Below are 8867 nucleotides of genomic sequence, written 5' to 3'. Positions count from 1 at the left end.
CTTAAAATCTTATGAAAAACAATACTAAAACTCTTAAAACAAATCTAAACTTGCAAAAATATACATAAATCTACACCTCAGAAATAAGGTAACTAAATTTATTTATAGTTACTACCTATACAAATACTATATCGAATATCAACATCTTATTTGCTGAGATTTTAAATTTTTTCAAACTCCCGATTAAAAAGTTATCTTTACCCTACTCAAGAATATCTAATTATCTTTGCTCCAACCGACCAACGAAAAAGCCCCCTGTTAAAGGAGGCTTTTTTTAATTAAAGACGTGAAGTTAAAATTTTACTACTTGCAACATAATCTATGTCCTTATCTTCACCGAGATTAGTTGCTCCAATTTTTTCTAAATTTGCGACAATTTCAGGAATTGCGTTTTCGCCAAGATTATAGTCTCTTAAACGAGTCGCTACCCCTAAACTATGGAAAAACTCTTCAGTTTTGACAATAGTTGCTAAAGCTAACTCTCGTTCATCATTACTTTCAAGAGCAAAAACCTTACGTCCCATTTGTGCTAATTTTGCTTGTTTAGCTTCTAATTTATATTCCCAAACTCCAGGTAAAACTATAGCTAGAGTACGAGCATGGTCAATACCATAGAGAGCGGTTAATTGATGTCCTATAGCGTGTACGGACCAATCGGTAACTTGCCCTAAACGGATTAACCCATTTAAAGCATTAGTTGCCGCCCACATAAGATCACTACGAGCTGGTAAACACTGAGGATCTGCCTTTAATTTTGGTCCTACTTTTAATAAAACTCTTAATAAACCTTCGGCAAATTCATCAGAAACACTTGCTCCAGTATCCTTAGTGACATATTGCTCCACAATATGAACAAAAGAATCCACCACCCCGTTCATAGTTTGACGTTCAGGTAAGGTTAAAGTTTTTTGCGGATCCATAATTGAAAATTGTGGAAAAACTAAAGGTGAGTGGAATGAGCGTTTTAAACCACGATCACGATAAGAAATTACAGCTCCAGCATTCATTTCAGAACCTGTAGCCGGAATAGTTAACACTACTCCAAAAGGTAAAGCTTGAGTTAGAGGAGTTCCCTCGAGAATTTTCCATTTATCTTCTTCAGCAAATTTATTAGCAGCTGCAATAAATTTAACCCCATCAATTACCGAACCACCCCCAACAGCAAGAATATAATCTAAATTCTTTGCTTTGATTAAATCTACAGCTTTGAGCAAAGTAGTATATTCAGGATTAGCTTCAACTCCACCAAACTCTACAACTTCACGCGATCCTAAAGCTTGGATTACTTGGTCGATAGTTCCAAAAGCCTTAGCTGAATTCCCACCATATACTACTAATACTCGAGCTTGGGCTGGGACAAGATCTGCTAGACGTTGAATCGTATTTTCACCAAAGACAATACGAGTAGGATTATAAAATTCAAAATTTAACATTTTCGTTGCTCCTAATTTAAAAAAGTTCTCAAAGTTAAGCGCAACAACAGAGTTGTTTGTGCAAATATATTATACACCCCAGTTCTTATCAGAGCAAAAAGCAAAGATCCCAAGAAAAATTTTCTTGGGATCTTAATTAAATCTTGACGGTTTAATTTTTTACGACCTAGTCTTGTTTTTAACAATCTAGTCTTCGATTGCAATTGGTTCTTGTGCTGGTTTTTTCGCTTTTGCATCGGCAGCTTCTTTAGCATCAGCACGAGGATCTTTTAATCTCGAGAAGTAAGAAGCTAACATTGGAGCTGCTACATTGTGCCATAAAGCTGCTACAGCAGAAGGAATTGCAGCAATTGGCGTTAAATGTGCATTTGCTAAGGCTACTCCTAAAGCTGAAGACTGCATACCTACCTCAATTGAGATAGCTTTTGAATCGTAAAGATCTAGTTTTAATAAACGAGCTACTAAGAACCCTAAACCAAAACCTATTGCATTTTGTACGATTACAAGGAAGAATACTAATACTCCAGTTCTTGAGATATTCTCTGCATTTACAGCGATGATTCCTGCAAGGATACATACGATACAAGTAAATGATACAACTGGTAAACCTTGTACGATATAACTTACTTGACGTCTAAAGAATAAACGTACTACCACTCCTAAAACAATTGGCAGTAAGATTACTTCTAATACACTTCTAAACATTCCCCATGGATTGATTTCTAACCATTGGCTTGCAAGTAAGAAGAAAATTGTTGGAGTTAAAACTGGAGATAAAAGCGTACATACCGAAGTCATAGTAACTGATAAAGCCACATTACCACGAGCAACATATGTCATGATATTTGAAACTGTACCCCCTGGACATGCCCCTAAGAGGATTAGACCAGCTGCTAACTCAGGAGGTAAATTAAAGCCTACCGCTAAGAAGTATGCTGATAGAGGCATAATGGTAAACTGAGCTAAACATCCCACGATTACCGCTTTAGGTTGGGTTACCACTAAAGCAAAATCTTTAAACGTTAAAGTCATTCCCATCCCAAACATGATTAAACCTAATCCATAGGTCATGTAAGGAAGAGCGAACTTAAAGTGTTCGGGCCAAAGATAGGCCATGGTTGCGAAAAATACGATCCAAAGAGCGTAAGTTTTCGTAAGAAAAGCATTAAATTTCTGAAGAGCTTGCATAAATTAAATTTCCTAATCTAGTTTATGCAACTTTAATTCTAGAGGAATTTAAACTATAGCTTAATTAATAATTCAAACTCAAGCTATTACTGTTATTTCATTACCTACTAAAACCTTAGGTTAACCCTAAAAGTTGCAAAACAAACCAAAACAAAATAAATCAAACATTGCAAGTTAATAAACTTGCTTCTAAAACATAAGTAATACCTAGTAGGTAAATTATTGTCATAACAATAATAGAAAAATCAAACGTAGCTATAAGCTACAACTTTTAATCTTAATCTTCAATATCCCCTTGATTAATAAGGTTAATTCTCTTTAACAAAAGAATTATTTTGGGGTGTTCTTTTATATTAAAATAAAGCAAATTAAAAATCTAGTCTTTTAAGGAAAATTTTTTAAAAAATTTTAAATTTTTTAATTTTACTCAATACTAACTTTAATTTTTCCTTACCATAATTACTCACTTTAGAGTGATTTTTACACCTTAATTACTTTTGATTCCCTTAATTACTAGTGTTCTGCATAAAAAGTTAGACTAAAAAACAATTTCTCGACAATAATTAAATTGGTAAATTTTTCTAATATACTTATCATTACTAAAATTTACATACACTAAAGGTCTTAGTCGAACTAGACTAAGACCTTTGCTTATTTGCCTTGTTTACTTAACCATAAATTTCATTAAGATAGTTATTAGTCAAAATAAAATTTTGGATGAGTAACTGTGTTGCAGGAGGAAAACGATTATAGTCAATTTCATCCACATTCAACCAGAACACTTCCTGCCCTTCCGCTCCATAAGGTTGACCAAAGAAATCTTTGATTAGATAAAAATAGATATGAAAAGGCTCTGAAGTACCATTTACACGTTGTTCATAAATTAACTTAAAGTTTGCAACAGTAATTCCTACTTCTTCTTCAAATTCACGAATTAAAGCTTGCTCATGGGTTTCATGATGCTCTACTTTACCACCGGGAAATTCTAAAGAATTAGCATAGTCTACGCCTGCACGACGACGTCCAACTAATACTTGTCCATATTCATTGAAAATCACGCCACAAACTACATGTTTTATTTGCTCATCGGGCATCTTATCTAACTCTTCTTGCGTTAAGAGTGGAGTTGCACCATCGACAACATTAATTGGTTGCTCTTCAAGAGATGTTGCTGATTGAGATAGAGAGTTATTTACAAATATATTCCCTATTTCCTGGGGAAGACCGTCCATATTTTTCCTTATAAAATAACCTACACCGATTAGTAGTCTTCAGCATGGTTTTGCTTGATCTATATTTTTTATTTTGTCTCACCGAGATAGGTTCAACTTTAAATTTTTATCTTCTAATGTTTTATTACAGTTGAACTAAACTCTGCTGAAGTTTTTGCTTTTGCTCTTTTGACATAAATAATGCCTCGAAAAGCATTGTCATTTAACCTTAGCCAAAATATTTTTATAAGCTCTACTAATCACCTAATAAAGAATAAATTCTTTATCCTTAAAACATTTAGTTTTAATTATCTTATATTCTATCATGTTCAAAAAAGATTTTTGATTTTTCTTTTTGTTTTTCCGCTTCTAGCGTTGGTTAATGATAAAATAATAACCTAACTACCCCTTATTTTATTAAATGTATATGTTAACTAAACGCGAATATAAAAAAATTGTTGACCGTTTATTAAAATTTAGATTTACGCATACTACCGGTGCTTCTTCTATGCGTGATCTAGATTTACACCGAATTTTACAATTAGCTAAAGAGCTACAAACCGAAAGACAAATCTTTGTGCGTTTAGCAGATGAAAAAGCACAAAATTTTCAGGATTTTCTTACGCAAGCTCAGATCTCTCGAGCTCGCCTTGCTCAATTAAGTGCCAATATTAAAAGTCTCTCAACTTTTTTAGATGATGCTGAATTAATCTTTACTGAAATCAAAGAACAAATTCCTCTATTACACACTTATATCGTGCGTTGTGCTCAAAGAGCAAACGACTGGCAAGAAAATCTCCGTCGTTTTCAAAATAGTGCGGCTGCGAGCTTACCTATAAGTACAATCAAACTCTCGGTAGCCTTTGCTAACCTCTTAAAAGCTTTGGAAGGTTATGCTCCAAGCTTTAAAACTTACTTAAAAGAACATCCAAATGCTGGAGTTGAAGACTATGTCTTTTTCTGTCTCCAAGCTTATGATGAACTAATGCAAAGTGCCAAGGATTTTAATCAGTTTCAGTTTTTTAAATTTCTTGAAACTGTAACTGCAGATATAGCTAAGCCTCAAGCTAAGGTTAATTATGATGCCCTTGAGGTATTACTTACTTCTTTATACTTTAGTAATGAAGAATTAGTGATTCGTTACTATATGGAAGAAATGTATTTGTTGATTAGAAATGATCGTAATTATCATCAAGCGTTGAGACAACATTTAAGTCAAGAGCAAATTTCTCTTCCTTTAGCAGATCCAGACTATCTATTATATTTTCAGGAAAACTCAGAAGATTCTGAACTATTAAAATATCTTGAAACTCTTGAACAAACCCCATTGTTTGAGCATCGAGTGCTCGAATCTATGCAACGTAAGCAGTTTCAGTTACTAGGACAATATCAGCAAGCTTTTTCAGCTCAAGAAAACTTTCTGACTTCAAGCTATATTGCCGATCTCTTAGGCAAACCACAACCAGAAATGCCAGCTGACTTGAGTTTTGCTCCCGCTTCTAAAATAAAAATCGATGAGCAAGTATTTGATAAACGTCATTTACATCGCCTCAAGGCTAAAGATTTAACTCTTGCATATATTCAAGAAACGCCCCTATTACGTAGCATGTTTGCTTTTATGGGCTATGATGTAGAGTCTCCTGAATTTAATGCTTATGAACTCTTATTCAACCCTCAAGAGTATATTGCTAATGGTTTTAGCTTACCCTCTGATAGTCAAATTCGGGTTAAGTTCTTAGAGAGTAAAGCTACAGCTGCAGACTATCATGCGATTAAAGAAATGAAGGATTTAGCTAAGGTTGCAGTTCTCGCTAATATTTATCAAGCAGCTTTATATGAAAAAATCTATGCTGAAGAGAACGATGATCCTTCACCTTTTTATGATCTTAGTACCAATGAGATCACTAAAATCTTTAGGCTAACCTTACGGAGACTTTTTGGAGACAAAAACAAAAGCTTTGCCGACTTAGATGATTATCAGCAAGAAGAGAATAAACCCCGTTCAAATCTTACTAGTATTCCAAACAAATCGCCACGTAGTGATGAGGCTTTACGTTTAGCTCGCCCTGAGGACTTTGCTTCTTATGAAGATTTTGAGAAGTTTGAGGCAGATTTTTTCCGAGATGATGAAGAAGATCTCGCTACCACTCGAGCTCATGCTTTATCGTTACAAGAAGATCTTGAAGAAGAGCAAGACTATTTACCGCAAGTGCTTAAACGTTCGACGCAAATTTTAGAGCAACAAAAAAATGATGATTTTAATTTTAGTTTTAAAGAACTAAAAGAAGAAACCATTGAAGGTTATACACCAGCTCAAGTGGAATATATTCTCCGTAAATTTAAAGAACGCTTTAATTATTTGCAAATTGATTTTAACGATCCTAACTTTAGTTTAAAGCATCTTGTACAATTAGCAGAAATTACTGACTTCTCTACTTTAGAACACACTGAAGAAAAAGAAAGCAAAAAAATAATGCAATCTTCAGTATCTCCTCAACAAGAAGCAAAAGTAGTTCCTCTAGATCCTCAAGCAAAAGAACCAAAAAAAGCTACAAGTTCTAAAGCAAAAAAAGCTTCTCCTAATCCTAAGAGAAGAAAAAAATCGAGTTCTCCAACTCCTGCAGATCTAGAAAAAGAACTTGAACTGGCAGCGGTAAAAGCTTGGTTACACGAACCTGAAACTACAGAAGTTATTGATCCCCAAGTTGATACCCCGAGGACAAAGCAAGTAGAAAGCAAAGCCAAAAGTAGAACAAAAAATAAAGGTGCAGAAAAGGCGACCAGTGAAGCTCTTCCTAAAGCTCCAAGAAAATTTCCGCAAAAACGTACCTCTAAATCCTCAACTAGCACTAGCCAACCTCCGCAAGATTTAACCTCAGAGGCAAATCTTGCAGCTGAAGCTGATTTTAATGAAATTATTGGTAAGCTTCTCAGTGATGTTGTAAGTCAAGAGGTAGATTTAGCTTTTGAGAAAAAACTTACTCCTCAAGAAATTACTCCAGCAAAAGCAGAAAAAACCAAGCGGAAAAAAACTACGAGTAAACAAGCTCAGACTACAAAAAACTCAGCAAATTCTCAAAAATCAACTACAAAAATAAATGCAAAAAATAAAAAGAATAACAAAAATAATGTTAACTTCTTAGCTGAGGATACCTTAAGTATTTCCATCTCTATTAATGATGTTCTTGATACTTTAGAAAATAAAACTCCGAAGAAAAAAACTTCTAAAAAGAAAAATTAACTTTTGAGCTTTCCCCTCTAGGAAAGCTCAATTTCTCTATAGAGATAGCCTCTAACTATTCAACAAATTTAACCTCAAATAAGATATTTTTCAACTCGCTATAGATTCGCAAAGATTACAGATCTTAAATCAATTTTACTTTCTAAACTCTAAATTAAAATTATCTAAAAAATTTTCTTATTTTTTCTTCGCTCCCACTTTGATTTAGTGTAAAATCATAATAAGGAGTTCTAATTTTAAGAGAATTATCTCCGATTAGATTAAGATTAATTTATTCAGGAATCTGTTTTAGAGCTTAACCTGAGTTAAACTAGCTTTGTTTCCTGAAATCACCTCATGAGGATAATTGATGAAAAAACATTCATTAGCTTTAGCCTTAAGTGCTTTGACCTTGCTTAGTGTCTCTGCTAATAGCCAAGCAACTAGTTTAACTTTAACAACTTTTACAACAAATTATAGTTTTCACTTACAAAATCTTCTCAATACGGCTAGTGCTCCCGTATTTCCTGATCGTCAACCACAAGTTGTCGCTCAAGGAGTTAATCCTCAATTAGGAACTACCGATGGCTTGGCAAGTCTCAAACAATTTACTGCTAAGCTTGGAGACGGAGACAGACAAACTTCTGAAGTAAATCAGGAAGCAAACCCAGCGACAAATCAACAAAATGAAACTGCTGAGCCTCAAAGCGAAGAACCAACAAAAACTCAAGAACCACAAACTCCGAGTGAGTCAACAGATACAAGCTCTACGACTGAGAATGTAAACTCTAGTACTGAAACTTCAACCTCGGAAGACTCTACTACCCCTACTCATGAAGCTGATAACTCAGCTACAACTCAAGAAACGAATAGGGTAGCGGTGACTGAAAGCAATAATTCTAATTCTCAAGCTCAAACTAATCTCTTAACTGGAGGCGTATACCTACTCAAGGATGTAGAGTTACCGAACAATGTAAACTCTAAAATTGTAGAAGCCAATCCCCTCTATAAAAATAATGATGAGCTTGGGGTTTGGCCAAAACCGCAAAATCCAGAATTAGAGCAAGCTTTAGCGAGAGCACAGGTAACTGTTTCAGGAGTATTTAGTAATGTCGAATTAATAGCTAGTCAAGCAAATCAAGCTTTACCAAGTAATGCTCGTGATCCTTTTAATAATTTAGTGGCAGATTTTACTTCTCCGCAACAAACTCTAGCTCAACTGCAAGAAGTAGTAGCTAATCTTGAAGCCACTACCCTTGAAGCAAATCTTGTGCTTGGTGTAGATCAATACCTTAATCCTGATCTTGTAACTAATGAAAGTTTTGCGTTTACTAGTGATACTACAGAATTAACTGCATTTAGAAGTTATAAGGTTCCAGTTTCTCCAGTAAACCCAGAAGGTTTTTGGCCAAATCCTTTACCAAGCCTAAATGATTTTTACTTTACTTCTGGTGGTTATGCTCTACCAAATGTACCTGAACAGGTAAACCCTTTTGGAGCCTTAATTAAAAACTACCAACCTCTAAAGAAAAATGGAGTTTACTATCCTGAGTATGCAACCTATAATCAGACTTTTTCCGTTCTAAAAGTTGCTCCTCAATATCAAGATTTAAACTTTAAGTTCTTCACTGTACAAGTAACTCCTTTTCCTTTAACTGATGATCTCTTAACTCAACTTCATGCTTTGCAAGTAAAACTTCAGCCAGCTACAGAAAGTAATCCGCAAGCTCAAACTCCAGCTGAGTCTCAACCAGCAACGGAAGATACCTCTCAAGAGAAGACTGAATCTGAGCCTCAAGCTGAACCTAGTAAAGA

At 34.6% G+C, this 8867-nt stretch carries 5 protein-coding genes; 2 read left to right on the top strand and 3 right to left on the bottom strand.

Translation table 11 applies throughout. The annotated features are described in order from the left end of the window. Positions 1-278: 278 nt before the first annotated feature. The 3 genes from CKF59_RS03050 to mutT all read right to left on the bottom strand — a co-directional run bounded on the left by CKF59_RS03050 (position 279) and on the right by mutT (position 3853). Entirely contained in the window at positions 279-1433 is a 1155-nt protein-coding gene (locus CKF59_RS03050; RefSeq protein ID WP_119534512.1) for an iron-containing alcohol dehydrogenase, read from the bottom strand. A 186-nt stretch (positions 1434-1619) separates the two neighbouring features. Next, the gene (locus CKF59_RS03045) at positions 1620-2621 is read right to left on the bottom strand and encodes a bile acid:sodium symporter family protein (RefSeq protein WP_119534511.1); all 1002 of its coding nucleotides are present in this window, start codon (positions 2619-2621) and stop codon (positions 1620-1622) included. A gap of 668 nt (positions 2622-3289) precedes the next feature. Further along, complete coding sequence (mutT, locus tag CKF59_RS03040; protein WP_245959265.1) at positions 3290-3853, bottom strand: 8-oxo-dGTP diphosphatase MutT; 564 nt, start codon at positions 3851-3853, stop codon at positions 3290-3292. 406 nt (positions 3854-4259) lie between these two features. On the opposite strand from mutT, the gene CKF59_RS03035 reads away from it, so the two are divergent. Both CKF59_RS03035 and CKF59_RS03030 read left to right on the top strand, forming a co-directional pair. Then, positions 4260-7073 carry a hypothetical protein gene (locus tag CKF59_RS03035; protein WP_147397100.1) on the top strand — a complete coding sequence of 938 codons (2814 nt, stop codon included), beginning with the start codon at positions 4260-4262 and terminating at the stop codon, positions 7071-7073. Positions 7074-7422: 349 nt separating this feature from the next. Next, on the top strand, positions 7423-8867 hold a 1445-nt coding region (locus CKF59_RS03030), incomplete at its 3' end, for a hypothetical protein (RefSeq protein WP_147397099.1).

The sequence above is a fragment of the Psittacicella gerlachiana genome (genome assembly GCF_003585965.1).
GTDB lineage: Bacteria > Pseudomonadota > Gammaproteobacteria > Enterobacterales > Psittacicellaceae > Psittacicella > Psittacicella gerlachiana.
This window is presented reverse-complemented; position numbering and strand designations above follow the sequence as displayed.